Annotated in this window: 22 protein-coding genes; 4 read left to right on the top strand and 18 right to left on the bottom strand. The window is 40.4% G+C overall.

The window, feature by feature from the left end:
* Positions 1-15: 15 nt before the first annotated feature.
* From G8782_RS07665 to G8782_RS07645, 5 genes are all read right to left on the bottom strand, one after another.
* Positions 16-621, bottom strand: coding sequence for a response regulator (locus G8782_RS07665; protein ID WP_172370364.1), 606 nt, complete (start codon positions 619-621; stop codon positions 16-18).
* A gap of 1 nt (position 622) precedes the next feature.
* Positions 623-1,753, bottom strand: a complete 1,131-nt coding sequence (locus tag G8782_RS07660; RefSeq protein ID WP_172370363.1) for a sensor histidine kinase — start codon at positions 1,751-1,753, stop codon at positions 623-625.
* 113 nt (positions 1,754-1,866) lie between these two features.
* A complete protein-coding gene (desA, locus tag G8782_RS07655) occupies positions 1,867-2,919 on the bottom strand; it encodes a Delta(5) desaturase DesA (RefSeq protein ID WP_172370362.1) in 1,053 nt (350 codons plus the stop codon).
* Between the two features lie 247 nt (positions 2,920-3,166).
* The gene (ytxJ, locus tag G8782_RS07650) at positions 3,167-3,499 is read right to left on the bottom strand and encodes a bacillithiol system redox-active protein YtxJ (RefSeq protein ID WP_172370361.1); all 333 of its coding nucleotides are present in this window, start codon (positions 3,497-3,499) and stop codon (positions 3,167-3,169) included.
* Positions 3,500-3,564: 65 nt separating this feature from the next.
* Complete coding sequence (locus G8782_RS07645) at positions 3,565-4,134, bottom strand: glycerol-3-phosphate acyltransferase (protein ID WP_172370360.1); 570 nt, start codon at positions 4,132-4,134, stop codon at positions 3,565-3,567.
* A gap of 40 nt (positions 4,135-4,174) precedes the next feature.
* Here G8782_RS07645 and G8782_RS07640 point away from each other — a divergent pair, with 40 nt between their 5' ends.
* Positions 4,175-4,822, top strand: coding sequence for a phosphatase PAP2 family protein (locus G8782_RS07640; RefSeq protein WP_172370359.1), 648 nt, complete (start codon positions 4,175-4,177; stop codon positions 4,820-4,822).
* 226 nt (positions 4,823-5,048) lie between these two features.
* Here G8782_RS07640 and G8782_RS07635 read toward each other — a convergent pair whose 3' ends face one another.
* Positions 5,049-5,450: a VOC family protein gene (locus G8782_RS07635; RefSeq protein WP_172370358.1), complete on the bottom strand. Its 402-nt coding sequence runs from the start codon at positions 5,448-5,450 to the stop codon at positions 5,049-5,051.
* A gap of 12 nt (positions 5,451-5,462) precedes the next feature.
* Complete coding sequence (locus G8782_RS07630) at positions 5,463-5,954, bottom strand: hypothetical protein (RefSeq protein ID WP_172370357.1); 492 nt, start codon at positions 5,952-5,954, stop codon at positions 5,463-5,465.
* A 92-nt stretch (positions 5,955-6,046) separates the two neighbouring features.
* On the opposite strand from G8782_RS07630, the gene G8782_RS07625 reads away from it, so the two are divergent.
* The 3 genes from G8782_RS07625 (at position 6,047) to mscL (ending at position 7,351) form a co-directional block, all read left to right on the top strand.
* Entirely contained in the window at positions 6,047-6,358 is a 312-nt protein-coding gene (locus G8782_RS07625) for an MGMT family protein (protein ID WP_172370356.1), read from the top strand.
* A gap of 17 nt (positions 6,359-6,375) precedes the next feature.
* Entirely contained in the window at positions 6,376-6,894 is a 519-nt protein-coding gene (locus tag G8782_RS07620; protein ID WP_172370355.1) for a hypothetical protein, read from the top strand.
* A gap of 76 nt (positions 6,895-6,970) precedes the next feature.
* Positions 6,971-7,351, top strand: coding sequence for a large conductance mechanosensitive channel protein MscL (mscL, locus tag G8782_RS07615; protein WP_172370354.1), 381 nt, complete (start codon positions 6,971-6,973; stop codon positions 7,349-7,351).
* Positions 7,352-7,397: 46 nt separating this feature from the next.
* On the opposite strand, the gene G8782_RS07610 is transcribed toward mscL, so the two are convergent.
* From G8782_RS07610 to G8782_RS07560, 11 genes are all read right to left on the bottom strand, one after another.
* Positions 7,398-7,943, bottom strand: a complete 546-nt coding sequence (locus G8782_RS07610; protein WP_172370353.1) for a hypothetical protein — start codon at positions 7,941-7,943, stop codon at positions 7,398-7,400.
* Positions 7,944-7,998: 55 nt separating this feature from the next.
* A complete protein-coding gene (locus G8782_RS07605) occupies positions 7,999-9,345 on the bottom strand; it encodes a TldD/PmbA family protein (RefSeq protein WP_246231609.1) in 1,347 nt (448 codons plus the stop codon).
* Positions 9,346-9,348: 3 nt separating this feature from the next.
* The gene (locus G8782_RS07600; RefSeq protein ID WP_172370352.1) at positions 9,349-10,737 is read right to left on the bottom strand and encodes a TldD/PmbA family protein; all 1,389 of its coding nucleotides are present in this window, start codon (positions 10,735-10,737) and stop codon (positions 9,349-9,351) included.
* 216 nt (positions 10,738-10,953) lie between these two features.
* Entirely contained in the window at positions 10,954-11,943 is a 990-nt protein-coding gene (locus G8782_RS07595) for a nuclease-related domain-containing protein (protein WP_172370351.1), read from the bottom strand.
* Positions 11,944-12,515: 572 nt separating this feature from the next.
* On the bottom strand, positions 12,516-13,445 hold the full coding sequence (locus tag G8782_RS07590; protein ID WP_172370350.1) for an ABC transporter permease: 930 nt from the start codon (positions 13,443-13,445) through the stop codon (positions 12,516-12,518).
* Positions 13,423-14,391, bottom strand: a complete 969-nt coding sequence (locus G8782_RS07585) for an ABC transporter ATP-binding protein (RefSeq protein WP_172370740.1) — start codon at positions 14,389-14,391, stop codon at positions 13,423-13,425. Before G8782_RS07585 ends, G8782_RS07590 begins: the two co-directional genes overlap by 23 nt.
* Complete coding sequence (locus G8782_RS07580) at positions 14,348-15,046, bottom strand: ABC transporter ATP-binding protein (RefSeq protein WP_172370349.1); 699 nt, start codon at positions 15,044-15,046, stop codon at positions 14,348-14,350. The genes G8782_RS07585 and G8782_RS07580 overlap by 44 nt, the downstream gene beginning before the upstream one ends.
* Positions 15,039-15,407 carry a GntR family transcriptional regulator gene (locus tag G8782_RS07575; protein WP_172370348.1) on the bottom strand — a complete coding sequence of 123 codons (369 nt, stop codon included), beginning with the start codon at positions 15,405-15,407 and terminating at the stop codon, positions 15,039-15,041. Before G8782_RS07575 ends, G8782_RS07580 begins: the two co-directional genes overlap by 8 nt.
* A complete protein-coding gene (locus G8782_RS07570) occupies positions 15,404-16,213 on the bottom strand; it encodes a hypothetical protein (protein WP_172370347.1) in 810 nt (269 codons plus the stop codon). Before G8782_RS07570 ends, G8782_RS07575 begins: the two co-directional genes overlap by 4 nt.
* 1 nt (position 16,214) lies before the next feature.
* Positions 16,215-16,985, bottom strand: coding sequence for a hypothetical protein (locus G8782_RS07565; RefSeq protein WP_172370346.1), 771 nt, complete (start codon positions 16,983-16,985; stop codon positions 16,215-16,217).
* A gap of 48 nt (positions 16,986-17,033) precedes the next feature.
* Complete coding sequence (locus G8782_RS07560) at positions 17,034-17,756, bottom strand: hypothetical protein (protein WP_172370345.1); 723 nt, start codon at positions 17,754-17,756, stop codon at positions 17,034-17,036.
* Positions 17,757-17,892: the final 136 nt, after the last annotated feature.

Raw genomic sequence — 17,892 nt, 5'->3', positions numbered from 1 at the left:
AAACATTCCTAAAATTCATTTGAACCAGCCTTTTTCTTTAAAGCGAGAAATCGCCTCAATCCGATTTCCAACGCCTAATTTATCCAAGATCGTAGAGATATAATTTCGAACCGTCCCCGGTGTTAAATACAACTCTCCCGCGATTTCTTTCGTCGTCTTTCCTTTTGACACGAGTTTAAGTACTTGGCTTTCGCGCTCCGTCAAAGGGTTTTCATTTTCATCGTCAAAAGCGATATCGACTAGTTCAGGTGCATAAATCCGGCGGCCATCCATAATGGTCCTAATCGAGTTAACAAGTTCTTCAATGGGACTATCTTTCAATAAATATCCGCGCACGCCCGCTTTTCGGGCTCTTTCAAAATAACCGGAACGGGCAAACGTCGTTAGTATAATGATTTTACATGACGAGCCTTGTAGCGCTTCGGCTGCATCCAATCCAGTTTTCACAGGCATTTCAATATCCATTATGCAGATGTCAGGCTCATGCTCGTTCACCAATTGGACGGCCTCTTCTCCGTTTTTCGCCATGCCCACGACTTCCATATCATCTTCCATACTTAACAAGGAACCTAATGCGCCCAACAGCATCCCTTGATCTTCCGCCAAAACAATGCGTATCACGTCAATCCCCCCCAGCATTTTTCTTAATAATATCCGGAACGCGAATCGTCAATTTTGTTCCTGCATTTGCTTCAATATCTAAACTGCCATTTACAAAATCCAATCGTTCTCGAATCCCTTTTATGCCGTTTCCAGGTAGATTGATCCCTTTACCCGGAATCCCGATTCCGTCATCTTCCACGCGAATTAGAAACTCATTTACTGATTGTTCGAATTCAATATGGCATTTGGCCCCGTAACTATGTTTCACGACATTTGTCACGGCTTCTTTCAAACACATGCTTAACACATTTTCAACTAACGGCGGAATGTCCATCTCCTCGGGGTTTCCTTTTACCGTTAACTCCATTTCGGCTGCTTTCAGAATCTGCTTAATGCGAATTAATTCATCCTCTAGCTTCGTCATTCGTATATCATCCACGAGATCCCGTACTTCTTTTAATGCGGTACTAGCGGTTTGCCGAATATCTAATAATTCCTTTTCAGCGGCATCCGGATTTCGTGAAATCAGTCTCCCTGCAAGGTCGCTTTTCAAGCCGATCAGCGATAATTTCTGTCCGAGCGTGTCATGCAAATCCCGCGCAATGCGTTCACGTTCCTCAAGAATGATCAATTCTGAAATGCGTTCTTTCGCATGTTCCAATTGTCCTTCTAATTTCTCGCGTTTGTTTCGATTGTACAAATTGAATGGCAAGAGTACCGTACCCAGAACAGAGATGAGGATAAAATGAATTTGCGGTAAAAACAATTCGATTTCAATAAAGAAACCAATAACTATCGCCATAATTGTAAAGGCGATATGGAGACCGTACATGATGAAAAACCCGACCGGATTTCGTATATTCCCTATGAAAAAGGCCGTGAATATGGATAAGTACAAATATCCGAATAACAAAGTCATGACGACATTAATGATAATTTCAAAGCTGATCCACATATAGACAAGTCCGCTTTTCGACTTGTATGAAAAACGATAGGATAAGAAAAATAATAGCAATAACGTTATACCGATTGCGATTTCATAACCGGATGAGGACCTGAATATGAAAAAGAACGGTAATAGACAAAATACAGCCCACGCATAAATACTAAGCCATGGACTTTTAGGAAAAATACTGTACCAACTACTCATGTTGCCCGCTCACCGTCCTAACTGTTACCCCAATTGTACCAAATTTTCCTACTCATTAGTATGGACAAGAAAAAAACAGCCACCTTAGTTACAAGGCGGCTGCTCAAGAGGTTTTATTTCCCTTCAAAACTTGTGCGTTTCGGTTTTAAATCCATTGAGTGACGTGCTTTTCGAACCATGCTTTTAACTTCGCCAAATGTAACGAATCCTTTTTTCTTCGGATCATAAAGTTTGTATTTAAGCGATTCTAAACTTGTTTTGATGGTGATTGTTGTTGCGTTATGAAGAGGCGGCACAGATTCATGCGCTACTTCTAAGTTGTAATTCGGTACGCGCGGCGACAAGTGATGGACGTGGTGGAAACCGATATTCCCAGTTGCCCACTGCAATACTTTCGGTAGTTTGTAGTATGAACTTCCTTCGACTGCAGCTTTCACATAATCCCATTCCGACTCTTCTTCAAAGTAAGAGTCCTCGAACGTATGTTGAATATAGAACAGCCAAATGCCTAGCGCTCCGGCAACAAACATGATTGTTCCTTGAACGATGACAAATGCTTGCCATCCGATCAGTAAAATTAACAGCGTATATAACACAACGAGAACCGCGTTTGTTAGATACGTATTGTTTCTTTCTTTTTGTCTTGCGTCTTTTCGATTAAAACGGCTTGAAATCAGGACTAAAAATAACGGTCCAACTCCAAACATGACAAGTGGGTTACGATACAAGCGATACGTAAAACGCGTCCATTTGGATGCTTGGACATATTCTTCAACAGTCATGACCCAGATGTCACCGACACCGCGCTTATCAAGATTTGAACTTGAAGCGTGATGGATTGCATGCTCGCGTTTCCATTTAGAATAAGCGAATAGCGTTAAAACTCCTGTAATGGTTCCGACAATATCATTTGCTTTGCGGTCCTTGAAAAATGATCCGTGCGTGCAGTCATGGAATATGATGAATGTTCGAATGACAAATCCTGCCGCGATAATCGCGAACGGGAGCATTAACCAAACAGACACCGACAAACTTTGATACGCTAAGAACCAAAAAATAAATAGTGGCGGAATCGTGTTTACTAATTGAATGATACTTTTCTTTTTATCTGACTTTGCAAAAGGGGCAACATTCTTATGCAGCTTCATCGTTTTTTCTTTACTCATGTTATCCTCCCTCGATTAATGATCATATTTTTTAATCATTTCTTAATTTTAATGATAAAGGGTTTCTAGACATCGCATAAGACATAAACGTCATCACTTTGAATATGACAACTGTCATGTATTGTGAATTTTTCACGAGAACTTATACATGAAAAAAATAGAAGTGAACCTGAAAATCCGGTTCACTTCTATTGACAGTGTGCATAAAGCAAATTGCATATTTAGTTATCCACATGTGCATAATTCGTCAGTCGATGCTATTCTCTTTCAAACCTCTATTAATCTCATTGTCTGTGATGACAGTATGGGACGCGTTCCAAACTGCTTCACCTTTGTTCAAAATGAATAGTTGCGGTGATTGGTGTTCAACGCCCAACGCGCTTTCGATTTCATTGGATACCGGACGGCTTTCACGTACTTTTAGCCAATATTTCGGAAGATCCGTTTCAAAATTCTCGACTCTATTAAATGCGGTCGTGCTGATTGGACATGTTGTACTATGCTTCAGAAGAAGTATAGGCTCGTCCTTCGATTTAGCCAAAACGTCTTGCCATTCCTCAATCGTATGTAACTCTTTCATCACAATCATCTCCCTATATCATTTTTTACTTGTACACAATATATATAATACTTTGAGCGTATTGTCTAGTTCCCTGTTCGGTACTTCAATTTTAAATCTCCACGGTGCGCGACTAGAATGATTCCGCAAAGTAAACATGTTAAGAGGATAAATTGGGTATGATAAGAAAATACGAGCAAAATAATCGGTAATGAAACAATTGCGCTAATTCCGGCTGCAGTGAAATTTTTCACGAACAGATATAAGATGGCGAAAACGCTTGCGAATATAGCAAAGACGAGCGGGCTAAAGACAAGCAGTCCGCCGATAAACGTGGATACTCCTTTGCCGCCACGGAATTTGAAAAGGATTGGATATACGTGTCCGACTACGACGGAAACCAGAACAAGAAGTTCAATCAGCTGGTTGAAACCAAACAATCGAGCAGCGAGGACTGCAATTGCGCCTTTCAGTGCATCGCCCAAAAAAGTTACGACAAACGCTTTTTTTCCATAGAGCCGGCCAACATTACGGGCTCCGGGATTTCCGCTGCCTTTCGTGCGGATTTCTTCTTTGTAATAAAACGTACTAATTACGGAACCTATTAAAAGGTTTCCTAGTATATACGATCCGATTATTAAGCTAATCAATAACATCCAAATCGCCCCTTATCTTTTCTAATAAAAGGAGACAACTATGAAACAACTTTCGCTAAGAATTATATTTGCTTTTATCCTATGTATCGGGTTTGGTATATTATTTGTTTATTTTTCAACTACCATTGGTGATGATTCTCTATCAAGCTTCGATCACATCTTGATAAATGCCATTCAAGGAATGGAAACACCTTGGCTTACTAGCATTATGAAGTTTTTCACATGGATTGGTTCAGGATATGTTGTAGTGCCGATCACAGTAATTTCTGCTCTTTTATTGTATTTTGTATTTAAAAAGCGTCATCAAGCATTGCTTTTAGTCGTCGTGATTGGGGGAACTATTGCTTTTAATCGTCTTTTAAAACTGTATTTCAAACGGGAGCGTCCCGTGATTCATCGAATTCTGGATGCCAATGGCTATAGCTTTCCAAGCGGCCATACGATGATGGCATTCAGTCTTTACGTGATTATTGCCTATATTGCATGGCGAAATGTTGAGACTAGATTGGGAAAGTTCCTATTGATTGCGTTCGCTATATTTATGATCATAATGATCGGGACAAGCCGAATCTATCTTGGCGTTCATTTCCCGAGTGATGTTGCCGGCGGGCTGATGGCAAGTGGTTTTCTGGTTACGGTTGCTGTTACGGTTTATTCGCTTTATCTAAGGCGCATTGGTAGGGAATAATAATTGTGGCGGGAAATAGCCGAAGTCGAAGCAACGGCTATTTCGCGTTACTTTTCTTTTTGTGTTTTTTAAAATCATACAAACCGCGAACTAAGTAGAAAAGGAAAGAAGCACCGTAAAGAACCATGGCTAATGGAGAGTCTGAAAAAATCAGGGAAAGCACGATGCCTAAAACAAGTAAAATTAGAGCCACAATGAAATCGTAAACATATCTAGGAAAATTCAATTAAAGTTTTTCTCCTTCAAGGTTTAATTGCCACGATACGCCGTATTGATCTTCTATCCAGGCGAACTTAACGCTGAATGGTGTCGGTCCTAAATCCATTAGAATCTTCCCGTCTTTGGCTAATTTCTTGAAAACAGTATCGATTTCTTGTTCAGTTTCGCATGATACACATAAAGAAAATGCGGCAGTGAATGGATGTATATCGTTCTCATTACCATTGTCAATTGCCATGAATGTTTGGCCGTGCAATGTAAAAGTTGCATGCATGACTGTACCATTTTCTTGATGTAGAATACTTTCAATATGTGCATTGTTAAAAATGGATGCGTAGAATTTTATCGCTTCTTCGGCATTGCCGTTGAACATTAGAAGTGGGGTGATTTTTTGATTTTGATTCGTCATGTAGATCCCCTTTTAGTTAAGTTTTTCTGCTTCTTCTTTTGTAAGAACTTTTGGTTTAAACCCGCTAAGTTCAATGTATTCGGTTTTTCCGTCTACTTCAACTGAAAAGATGTCACTTTTATTTGTCGTGTGAATTGCTCCGATTTTCTTTTCCTTATAAAAGTCTTTGATTTCTGTTTCGGCGTAAAATGGAACCTTTTTGTCTATTGGAGTTACTTGAGCTCCCGGAACTTCAGAAGCATTATTATTTTCTACTTTCGGTTTTCCTTTGTCAGCTAACTCTTGTAACAGATCGATTACTTCACCAAAGCCGATAATTAAAAGACCTATGAGTGTTGGCGTGAAAAACGTTGTTAACGCGATTATAGAGATGCTGCCGAATTCCATCGCGTATTCACCGAGAAAAGCAACTCCGTGTATGACCCCCCATGAAATAACAATAACTCCCGCAACTTTTAAAATAAACCCCATTAGATTTGTTCTATCAAATAACTTTCTCTCCATTACAAATCCCCTTCCTGTATTTCGTAATTTTCAGTATACTATACGTATCGAGATTACTAATAGTTTCATTTCAAATTAAGGAGTTTTAATTTATGAATTCATTCACTAAGCGCGTCGTTAATATAATTCAATCGATTCCTCCGGGGCAAGTCATGTCGTACGGTCAAGTCGCTGCGGCCGCGGGAAATCCAAGAGGTGCGCGGCAAGTTGTTCGGATTCTACATTCGATGAGTGAAAAATATGCGCTTCCGTGGCATCGAATTATTAATGCGAAAGGCGAAATTTCTTTTTCCGGTAAAGACCAACGTGGAATGCTCGAGGCAGAGGGTGTCGAGTTTGGTTTAAATGGGAAAATCGATTTAGCGGCGTATCGCTGGTTTCCAGCTGATGTTGAGGAAGGTTAATCTACGGGGGGGATTCGATGAAACTGTGTAAAGGCGTTCTATTATTTATTGTTATCGTCATGTTATTCGGTTGCGGCAAAACGCCTTCTACTATGACAGGCGATAAAATTATTCAAGAAACAACGGTAGTATTGATGGTTGATAAACAATCAGTGCTTGCAGATGCCACGATGTGGAAGCTCACCGATAAAACGAAAATCCAATCGAACACAGGCGCGAAGACGACAATCGATGACTTAAAAGCCGGAGATATAATCAGCTATGAAAACGAAGGACCTATTGCAGAATCGTATCCTCAACAAGGAACGTTGAAAGAAATTACTTTGTTCAACGATGACTATAGTTTAAAAGTGAGTTCAGCAATCCTGGCGTTTCTTGAAAATCAACCGTATGGCAACTTAGTCGAGTTTGAAATTTTATCAGTTGAGGGGAACGAACTCACGGCACGCATGAAAGTTTGGGACTTTGAAGTCGACGGCCGATTTTTGACACAGATAGATCTTGAAACAAATGAATTCACGATTAGCGAAGAATAATTTTACCAGTTGATTATTGGTTTATTTTTACTCATAATAAGAGATTGCGAGATTTTATTTTAAAAGGATGAGTTTTATGTGGAATGAATTTAAAGAGTTCGCGTTTAAAGGAAATGTGTTTGACCTTGCTGTTGCGGTTGTGATTGGGGCGGCATTCGGGAAGATTGTTTCCTCTTTAGTTGAAAATATTATTACCCCTTTTATCGGCATGATATCGGGTGGCATCGATTTTTCAGGGATGCATAAAAAAGTAGGCGACGCCGATTTTACATATGGAATATTCCTGCAATCTATTATTGATTTCTTTATTGTCGCAGGCGTTATTTTCTTGGTGATCCGCTTCCTGTCGAAATTCAAGAAAAAAGAGGATGTCGTGGAAGAAGTCGAAGAAATCGATGCGCAAGAAGCGCTTCTAATGGAAATTCGCGACTTGTTGAAAGAGCAAAATAATAAATAAGTTTTTAGCGTAAAAGGACAGCCTAATTTAGGCTGTCCTTTTTAATTTATTCAATCGTGATATCTTCAGCATTCAATCGATTTACGATGCTATTTCTCAGTCTACTGACAATACCGTTTTCAACAAGTATCAATTCATTGCCATCGTTAAAGTGAAATTCATACTCGGAAAACCCTTCGTCTGAATGCACCCGGTTGAAAATGACCCGGTCGATTTCATTCCAGGAATAGGTATGCTTTTCTGTCGTGAACATCTCCCGGTAGGAAATCGAATCGGTTGATAATGATGTGTAGTTTAATGATGCAACGTAAAATGTAAGACCGCTTAACAATAGGAAAGCAATGCTGACCAGGACTGGAAACTTCCTTTCTGCCAATAAAAACAGTGCCAAAGGCGATAATGTTAGAAAGAGAAAACCTATGCTATAAACGCCGTAAGTTTTTCCGGCTACAAATATATACCAGTTATCCGGTGTGTGATATAAAGTATTTGCAACAAATGTCGGCAACACTAAAATAATTACGGGAGATATAACTGCGATACAAATGGCAATTGCCATGAAGATATGCTTCGTTTCATAATCTTTGAACATGTCACACCCCTATTCCAAAAACAGCACCCTCTTATCGAAGGGTGCTGTTTTTTATTTAATCAACAGTGACAGAAAGCTCTTTGACAAGCAATGACGGAGATCCATAGCCGCCTGGCGCAAATTCTAAGTCCGAAGCGGTTTCTACAATATTTTTCATATAATCATAGTAGTTTCCGGCAATCGTCATTTGTTTAACGGGCGATGCTACTTTGCCGTCCTTAATATAGAAGCCTGTAGCTGCAACCGAGAAATCCCCAGAAATTGTGCTGGCACCCGAATGGAGTCCGGCTAAATCCGTGATAAGAACGCCTTCTTCGACTGATTCAACGAGTTCCTGTTTACTTTTAGCGCCCGGTGCAATGTACAGATTGATTGGCGCGACAGAAAGTGTTCCTTTATAGGATTTTTTATGGGCATGCCCCGTCGTTTCTACGCCGTCTTTTTTAGCTGTTTTTCGATTATGAAGAAGTGTTTGAAGCTTACCGTTCGAAACAATAGTTTGTTTTTTAGTAGCAACGCCTTCCCCGTCAAAGTTCGATCCCATAATTGATTCCGGATGAAATGGATCATCGATCAATGTGAACACTGAAGAAGCAATTTCAGTTCCGACTTTTCCTTTTAATAAGGATTGGTCCTTTTGCGTATTTTCCGCTGAAAATATTGCTGTAAACGTAGCAAGGAGAGATGCAGCGGCATCATGTCTCATAATTACAGGGTATTTCTTTGTCGGTATTGATTTTTCACCTAAATTAGATAAAGCCTCTTCCGCGACTTCTTCTGCTATTCTATCGGCATCAAGCGATTTATAGTCTCGCGTCATTTCAAAGACCATACCTGTTTTCATTTCATCGCCTTCTTTAACAACAGCCGAAACAAAAATGAGGATGCCGTTTTTCCTTTCATTCAATGAAAGACCTTTGTTGTTCGCCATGATGCGGTCTTCATTAAATTCTTGCAACACGCAATAATTAACCGTGACGATGCGCGGATCATAAGCAAGGACTTTCTTTTCGATGGACTTAATCAGCTCAATTTTTTCTGAAGTCGGGACATTCGCTAGTTCTTCACTGTAAAACCCATGGCCGTTATAACTGTCGTTACCTTCAAAAATATCGCTGCCATCATCCTCGTCAAGGACATCGGCATTGGCAATCGCGCTTTCGATTAAGAATGGAATCGATGCTTCCTCGATTTTTTCCGTGTACGCATAACCCATTTTACCGTTATAAAGACCCCTAAAGCCGAGCCCGCCTTCTTCAGATGTTTCGTAAGTGTCGATTTCCCCTTCAAAAATCATGCATTGGAATGATTCGGTTTTTTTATAAAAAATTTCAGCTTCTTTAAAATTAGCGTTCACCGCTTCGGACAACAACTTCTCTTGAAATTCATGGATAGTCATCATTCGTTATTCCCCCTTTGTCCCGCCGACAGTTATTTCACTGACTCGAATCATCGGCTGACCGACGTTTACAGGTAAACTTCCGCTTATCGACCCGCACATTCCCGCACCGTGCGCAAGATTGTTCCCGACCATATCGACGAGTTGCAATGTTTTTGCACCATTCCCGATCAATGTCGCGCCGCGGACAGGTCTGTCGATTTTTCCGTTTTTCACGAGATAGGCTTCTGAAACGGCAAAGTTATAGTCGCCCGTTGCTGGATTCACCGAGCCGCCGCCCATATATTTCGCGTAGATTCCATTTTCCGTAGAGGCGATGATATCTTCAGGTTTTGATTTCCCCGGTGCAATATAAGTGTTCGTCATCCGCGATGTCAGATTAAATCTGTATGATTCGCGGCGCGAAGAACCCGTCGCTTCCGCATTCATTCGGCGCGCATTAAATTTATCAATCAAATAGCCTTTCAAAATTCCATCTTCAATCAGGATATTTTTTCGCGTCTTTTCCCCTTCATCATCGATATTGAGCGAACCCCATTCATTCGGCAGCGTTCCGTCATCGATATACGTCACGATATCCGGCGCCACTTTTTCACCGATTCGATTTGCGAAGACTGAGTTGTTTTTCGCAACGGATGTCGCTTCTAGTCCATGACCGCAAGCTTCATGGAAAATGACCCCGCCGAATTCATTATCAATAATGACCGGGAATTTTCCGCTCGGACATTCATCGGCTTCTAGCATCGTCACCGCAATGCGAGCCGCCTCTCCTGCATAATGATCAAGGTCCAGGTTTTCAATAAATTCAAAACCTGCATGCGCCCCCGGTCCGTAAAAACCAGTCTGCAATTCTACACCGTCAGATGCGGTGGCTTGAATCGCCAATCGGCTATGAACCCGAGTATCTTCCACGAATTTCCCCTCGGAGTTTGCGATGAGGACGTTTTGTTCTTCATCAATATAGCGCAGGCCGACTTGACGAATGCGCTCATCATAATTTCTAGCAATATCATTCGCTTTTTTCATAACTGCTGCCCTCTGTGCATGTTTCACAGTTTGCGGTAGTTGCGAGATTGTGTGGATCGGCTGGATGATTTCTTTTTGTAGCGGATGAATCGTGCCATTTCCCCCGTCTTTTATCGCGAGCGCCGCCTTTTTAGCAGCTTTCACTAATCCTTCTTCCGAAAAATCGGTCGTGTACGTATACACGTTTTGAAGTCCAGAAAAAATTCGAATCCCGATACCGAAATCGCGTCCCGATATACTTTTTTCAATTTTATTATCCTGGAGTGCCAATGTGTTTGCATATCGATCCTCGACAAACACCTCTGCAAAGTCGCCGCCCGTTGATAATGCGGCCTCGATTACATTTTCGATGATTGATTGTTTAATCATAGTTTTGTTCCCCCCTAGACTTAATTATAACGGATGTTCGATTGTTTTGTATTGTTAGATTCTTTTATTTTTAGTGTGGATGGTGGATATCCGTAGTTTGGGAGAGGATATCCGACGTTTTGAGCTCGATATTCGATGAAACATACGTGATATCCGCACATTTCAAACTTATATTCGAACCTTTCAACCTTATATTCTCAAATCACGCCCTAAGACCTACTCCTTTTTCAAATAAAGAAGTTGTTTCTCCAATTCTTTTAACGATAAAGTGTATTTCCTACCTTTCTTTTCCCCATGGAACGGCAAATTCATTTGCTTCATCAAGCGAGTTGTTTTATCTATCGATGAAAGATGAAGAAACTCCCTGCATTTCTTATTCGTCAACGAGTTTCCAAATAACATAAAGTAATCAAGTACCGCCTGTTTATGCGCATCCCTACTAAAATGTTTGCAGGATTTACAAATCCATCCCCTCGTTGTTGAAATCATTTCATGTAACCCACATTGATCACATCGAACCCCGGTCATAATTTCTTCACTATCAATTTTATATTTTTTACAAATAGGGAAAGGATTAAATTCACGGTGGGACGCAACAAGTTTATTTGCTATTAAATCAAGTGCTTGAGTGTCTATGATGGGTGGAGATTTCATTAACTTCCTTATATAAACCGGAATTTCGAGTGGAAAAAGAAGCGTTAAGTTTTCTGGAATGTTCTCAAAACGTTGCCTGGGACTAGGAAAGACCGCTACACCGTGTATTGGGAATCCTTTTAAATCATTCGAATGAAACCAATCCTCCAATAAAAACTTATTTCTCTCGAGTTGTACAGAAGGACATTCAAAAACATCAACTTGTCCATTTTCCAATTTACGCATCAACTGCCTGCTTTCATGCAGAAATTTAATGTCACCCGCAATATTTTTCATTTCAAAAATGACAGCTCCTTGGTGCGATAAAAATAGTGTATCCAATTGAAAAAGCCCTGTTGACTGCAAATTTAAATCATGGAATATGTAATGACGATCGAGAAACGAATACTTCAAAAAAATATTAGTCAAAATCCTTTCACCGTTTACTCCAGCTCGAACTATTCGAAGCTCTTCAGCAATCCCGCTTTGTTTTTTATATGAATGAGATAACCGCGAATTTAACGCTTCAAGTCCTCTCAATTTTAATGGAACTTCATTCTTTTTTATAATCAATCAATACCACCCCCATTCAGAGCGTACCACGAGTAATATTCTTTTGATACACATTGTCTGAAAATTTAATCTTGAATGGTTTTTCTCTATGAAAATCAATTTTTCATAGGGAAACTGGCTTGAAAATTAATATATCAGCAGTTTTTATGCATATATCCTTCACATAAACGCGCATAAACCTTGCATAAAACTTTATATCTGAAACTTCCAAGTCGTGATATCCGCCTATTCAGCACATTTATCCGTCACATAACTTCGGATATACCTCACATAAAACCAGATATCCGCATATTACACACATATATTCTCGAATCAGGACTATCCACCCAGCAACATTTCCGTCACATCCCCCGATTGCCCGCCGCGGCAAGTAATGATATACTAGATGAAATAGGTTTATCGAAAAAGGAGTGAAATGCTTCATGTGGTTCTTATACATTATGTTTACACTATTCGCATTCGTCAGCATCGGTACAATCGCAGGCCTGGTACGTACATTCAGCAGTGATAACTAATTAGCTCCAAATATAAAAAGCCCTCTGCAGTTCATTTGCAGAAGGGCTTTTTGCTTTTTAAGCAGTAACATCACGTTTAATAAAGGTTAAATAACTAACTACCATGAACAAAACAGCGTAAACGCTAAGAACCGCTACCGAAAGCGCCATCGTATTGCTTTCCAACATTTTAAAGCCGATCTCGTATTGCGTTAAATCATGCGCAAAGAAGATATATTTAGCAATCTCAAACTTCTCCAGGAAAAGAACAATCATCGAGCCTGTGAAAAAAAAGAAAATCGATAAACCAACCGCCAATGATGTAGAGCGGAAAACTGATCCAACCATGAACGCAAACGTTGAAATCATGAATACATTCATCAGTGATAAGAACATCATGTACGCTGACTTGGCCCACACCGCTGTAACCGCCAAATCAGAGCCGCTCCAGATAATTGAATTTCCTTCCGCTGCCGGGAAAAAGATAAATGCGCTGATAATGGTAAATACATACGTGAGCACGGTTAATGCCAACCCGAACAATAAAATCGTTACGTATTTAGAGGTTAGTATCTTCCACCGTTTTACCGGTCTTGATAACAGCATCTTAATCGTCCCTTGTGAAAATTCTGACGCCACGATACCAGCTGAAGCAATAATCGTGAATAAGGTAACGAGCAACATTATGCCAAATGCATTCACAATGATGCTTTCACGGCTTCCAGGTTGATTCCATTCTTCATTCGTAGCGATTGTCTCTTCTAAACCCTGCTTCTGTGCCTCTAAATCAGCTCTTTCATCATCAGTTAAATCTGGTGATGCAAGCTGCTCTTCCATTTGAACAACATCCGCTTCCATGTCCTCAAGCCATGTTGTGTCAGTAAATCGTTCAGACAGTTTTGAGAGTCCTGTAAAACCGACGATTGCAACAACAAGGAGTATGGCCATAATCCAAGTCGCCTTTTTAGACATTAATTTCATCCATTCATTTTGTATGAGCTTCAGCAATTTGGCCACCTCCTGTGATTTCTAAGAATTGATCTTCAAGTGTTTTACGATGCGGATTAACCGCGAACAACAGAATCCCTTCCGTCGCAAGCTTTTTAATGAGCCCAGGAATTTGTTCTTTTTCCGCTTCAATAATAAACCCATCATTAAATAATTCAACCTCGAATCCTTCTGCTACTAAGATGTTTTCGACCGCAGATGCAGGTAAAGCTTCAATATAATAATGTGATTTCTCAGTATCTGCCGTCTCCTCGACATCGATTAGCTTCCCATTTTGGATAATCGCAATCCGGTCGCACATCAATTCGATTTCAGACAACATATGACTCGATACAAATACCGAAACTCCTTCATTTTCGGCAATGCTTCTCAAATACATCCGGAACTCGCGAATCCCTGCCGGATCTAGCCCGTTAGTCGGTTCATCGAGGATCAAAAATTTCGGTCGGTGTAAAAGAGCTTGCGCGAGTCCAAGACGCTGCCGCATTCCGAGCGAATACGTCGACACTTTCTCATGAATTCGATTTTGCATGCCAACTTGCGCTATGACCTCGTCGATTCGCGCTTTCGTCACCCCGTCATGCATTCTCGCGAAGTGAAGCAAGTTTTTATAACCCGACATGAACTTATACATCTCAGGATTCTCGACAATAACGCCGACCTTTGAAATGCTGCCTTCAAAATCATCTTTTAATGATTTCCCTTCGATTAATACATCACCTTCTGATGGTCTCATTAATCCAACCATCATCCGAATCGTCGTTGTTTTTCCAGCCCCATTCGGTCCGAGAAATCCTGTAATCTGCCCCGGATACAACGACAAATTCAAATTATCGATGATTTTTTTCTTCCCGATCGTTTTCGATAGATTCTTCAATTCTACTACCGGTTTTACTCCCACATTATGACCCCTTTCTAAACAAAGACACCATCCAACTGGTGGCATCTTTTCCGTGTTTGTCACGAATTTCATCGACCGCCTCGTGCGCGATCATTTGCCCTTCTCTAAGTACTACGATTTCATCGAGCAAAGGTTCCACTTCTTTTAATTCATGCGTCGACATAAAAATCGTTTGTCGCTGTGTATCGGTAAAACGGATAAGAATTTTCGCAATATCATCACGCACCATTGGATCCAGTCCGGAGAAGGGTTCATCCAACAAATAATAGCTCGCTTCTCGACCAAGCGTGACTGCGATTTTAACCCGACCGCGATTCCCTTTTGATAAATCCTTCATTTTCGAATCAAGGCCCACTCTCAAAAACTGAGCAATTTCCTCTGCTTTTATCAAATCAAAATCCTCAAACTGCGAATCATAAAATTCGAAAAGCTGCTCGACTGTAAAATATGGATAGAAAAGATCCGTATCCGGCATATAAGCGATTTCAGAAGCAATTTTTCGCGTAATGGACGCGCCCCCATATAACGCTTTTCCACTATCCGGTGTCAATAAACCAGCCGTCAATTTAAGCATCGTCGTTTTGCCACTGCCGTTTTCCCCGACCAACCCGATAATCTTCCCCTGCGGGATAATCAAATCGATTTCATGAAGCGCTTTTCGCCTTCCGTACTTTTTCGAAACCTGTTTCAACTCAATCATTCTTTGCACCCCGTTTCGTTAAATAGTCCACCATTTCCGCCGTCGTAAAACCAAGCGCGTTACTATTTTGAATGAATGACGCGATAAGTTGTTCTTTCATTTCGTCACGGAGCCTAGAAATTTTCCGGATATCTTCCGTCACGAAAGAACCCTGCCCCCTCTTCGTTTCGGTAATCTCCATTTGCTCCAGCTCCTTATAGACGCGTTGCATCGTATTTGCATTCACACCAGCTTGAACCGCATAATCCCGGACAGATGGCAATTTCTCGCCAGGCATCAATGACCCCCGAATAATATCGCCGATAATCCGGTCAATCAGTTGCTGGTAGATTGGTTTATCTGGAAGAAAATCCATCGTCATAACCTCACTTTCCTCTCAAACAACTTGGCACCCGCCGCGAAAAATATAAGCGTTAAAGCTCCGTATAGGATGAGTCCCCCAACCGAGAAGACGACTCCCTCTGGTACAGTTTCCGTGAAAAAATGACTGTTTTGTTCGTTATAAAAAGCTAAGCCTGTTAATTTAACTGATCCAAATTCTTTGATTGTCGTTAGAAATTGCAATGATCTAAACAACTCTGCGATAACAGATCCCGTAGATATTCCCGCAAAAATAAGTAGTGTTGTAAAAATAACTGACAAACCTCTTGATCTGGAACGTCCTATTTGATAAATCGACCAGAACATAAAACCGAAGCCCATGATATAAATCGACTTCAAAAATATTGATATCATGACGCTGACTAGTGAAAGCGCGCCGTCAACCCTCGATATGGTTCCGTACGCATCTGACATGATGAACGAAATACATAGTAGAACCCCATTCAATACGAGAATTAATGCCGTCACCGCTACCGCAAAGATCGCTTTAATGCCGACAAGTTGCCACATCGGCGCAGGCGAATGCAACCAAATATCCGGTTGTTTCAATTCCTTCTCAAGGCTTGTAAATAAAAAAGCTACGCCCATAAACATCGTAAACACAAACCAAGTACCAGCTATGATAAGCGAGTTTTCAAACGAATTTAAAGGTAAATCAAACGCACGGTTAATCAGCGGAGGCACGGCCATCACAACCGCAATGTTCAAAAAAACCGGACCGAGAATTCCCCATCTGTGCAGAATCCACTCTTTTCTCATTAACCCTTTCAACCGTTTCATGTCCATATTAAAGCCTCACTTTCTTTTCGAATAAAGCGGCTGCCGTCATGAAAAAAAGAATACCTGCCAACAGACCCAAGAAAATATCCCCCATATAAAATACCAGTGCATCTATTTCCGTAAAGAAATTCTCTTCCCCGAAATGATAAACGCCTTCACTTGGTCCTCTTATTGGGCCAAAACCTTTAATCTTTTCAATAAAATCCATTGCTGCAGCTTTTTCAATGATCCACATCGAGAAAAAGTACAGCAATAATAATGTCGGCGCAATCATCCTTTTGGCATATGAATTGAGTAACTGATAAAGAACACCTACGAATGAAGCTGCACACAAAATTAGCAGCGATAACAAGTAAAGCATTGTAAATAACAAGACAATCGCTGTAAATGTAGGGCCAAATGAAATTCCCGACACGATTAACCCGAATGCATTTATGATAAGTACAATAAACGTGTTTATGGCGCCAACCAACCCAGCAAACGCCATTTTTGAACCAAACAACTTATAAATAGAACCTGTCGAGTGCAACCATATATCTAGCCGATTCATTTCTTTTGTGAATGATATTAAGAAAATAACTGTAGGAATGCCTGCGCCCAACATCATCCATTGAATGCTTACGCCAAGCATAATTACTGGAAATTCTATTCCCCAATTAAAGAGTTGATTGCTTAATGGGATTAGAAGTGTAAATATAATCGATGCGCCTATCGTTATATAGAGCGCAGCGCCCATCACCGCCCACTCTTTCCTCAACAAACCGTTCCACTGTTGCACTAAAACTCCTCCCTTCTACCTGTAATCAATCGGATATGCGCCTGTATATTAAAGCCTCACTTTCTTGTCAAACAATGTAGTTGCGGCTATGAAGAATAAAACTGCTAACGTAGTATCGATTATTAATTCGCCGGTATGGATTTCCATACTTGCAAATTCAAATGAGAAACTCTCTTTTTGAATATCGTAAGCAACTTCCTGATTTAACCGTCCAAAATAAGTAATTTTAGTATAGATCGCCGATTCTGCTAATCTGGCTTGCAACCAAGATAAAAACAAAAAGATCATAACAACGATCGGTCCTGAAAACCCTTTTACAACTGGTTTTAATAATTGATAAAGCACCCCGAGGAATAAACCGATGCACATGCTAAAAATTGCTAACAAAAAGGACATAATAACAATTACCGCTGAAAACTTTGATACGATGAGAAAAATAATAAATGGAAACAATATATTCACGAACCCGATTATTGAAGCAAATACCATTTTAACGCCGAAAAGTTTAACTGTCGGTGCTGTTGAATGTAGCCATATATCCGGCCGATGCATTTCCTTATTCAGTGAGACAAGTAAAATCATTGTCGGTAAAACCACACTAAAAACTATCCAAAGCGTACTAAAAATCGACAATAACTCCCTTACACTTAACTCTTCAGAACTGGCAAGTAAGAGGAAAAGAATAGCGATTAATAGCATTATTAGCGAGCCGTAAAACCATCCTTTCATCGCAAGCCACTCTTTTCTCATTAACCCATTCCACTGTTTCATATATTCATCTCACCCCTGTATTGGTGTATTAGTTACATAGTACACTATATGTACGTTAGAAGTAAAGTGTTTATTCTAAAGAATTATTAGTTTTTATAATTACCTGATTTTGCTTGCACTCCGGGAGGGTTTGCTT

The organism is Sporosarcina jiandibaonis, from assembly GCF_013184495.1.
Lineage (GTDB): Bacteria > Bacillota > Bacilli > Bacillales_A > Planococcaceae > Sporosarcina > Sporosarcina jiandibaonis.
Note: the sequence above shows the minus strand (reverse complement) of the source record. Positions and strands in the feature narration are given on the sequence as shown.